Raw genomic sequence first — 888 nt, 5'->3', positions numbered from 1 at the left:
GTTCCCCTGATCAGCCCTTCCTTCGCCGTTTGCCTGATGCGCAGCCGTGACACCGCGTAAGGTCCGGTCGTCGGCTGCAGCCGACTCTGTCACCGACCCGAATGGGGATCGCATGAGCAACTACCTCGGCCCTTCACCCCTCCCCGAGGGCCCAACGCGACGATCGACGCTGAAGACTGGCGTCATCGCCACCGGGGCCGCCCTGTGGGCGGTGCCCGCAGTGCAGACCCTGTCGATGTCGGCGGCGCACGCCGAGGCAACGTCCCCGACCGGCGAGCCGCAGCCCACCCCGACTGGGAAGTACATCTCCCACGGGTTCGTCCTCGTCACCTGCGCCGGGCAATACTACGCCGTCAAGGTTGGCAGCGACGGCAGTGTCGACAGCGCCGGCAACAATGATCGCGACTACCTCGCGGCCCGCGGCTACACGAACATCACGCGAGGCATACCGGCAGGCTTCGTCGGCAGCCAGACGGTGCACGAGGGCGAGTACGCCCTCAAGCTTGTCGTCCCGACCACGTGCTCGATCGTCATGGGAATCGTCGTCTCCTTTGACGGAAGCTTTGACGACGACAACACTGGCCCCCAGGACAAGTTCGCGCCCGCGACGATTCTGCCCGACGGCCGCACGGTGATCTTCCGCGTGTCGGACGACGACGACTGACCTGCTCTGCGGTCACCTGTTCGGCTTCGACAACATCACGTTTATTGGGAGGGCGTCCGCGCGAGCGGGCGCCCTCCTTATGCGTCACGCTCAGCCACGAAGTCTCGGCATGCAGCGCAGCGGCCACCTCCGGGCCAAGCGGTCAGCAAGCCCGGAATGGTGGCTCTTCGCCGTTGAGTGTGGTCACGGGGTCAGGCCGCCGGCGATGAGGAGCATGCGGAGCC

1 protein-coding gene is annotated in these 888 nt (G+C 66.6%); it reads left to right on the top strand.

Going from position 1 to position 888, the window contains the following annotated elements:
• Positions 1 to 112 precede the first annotated feature (112 nt).
• Complete coding sequence (locus tag WAB14_RS18180; RefSeq protein WP_340271759.1) at positions 113 to 664, top strand: hypothetical protein; 552 nt, start codon at positions 113 to 115, stop codon at positions 662 to 664.
• The last annotated feature ends 224 nt before the right edge of the window (positions 665 to 888 follow it).

Source organism: Aquipuribacter nitratireducens (genome assembly GCF_037860835.1).
Classification (GTDB): domain Bacteria; phylum Actinomycetota; class Actinomycetes; order Actinomycetales; family JBBAYJ01; genus Aquipuribacter; species Aquipuribacter nitratireducens.
The sequence above is the reverse complement of the archived record's forward strand: the minus strand, read 5'-3'. Positions and strand labels throughout refer to the sequence as shown.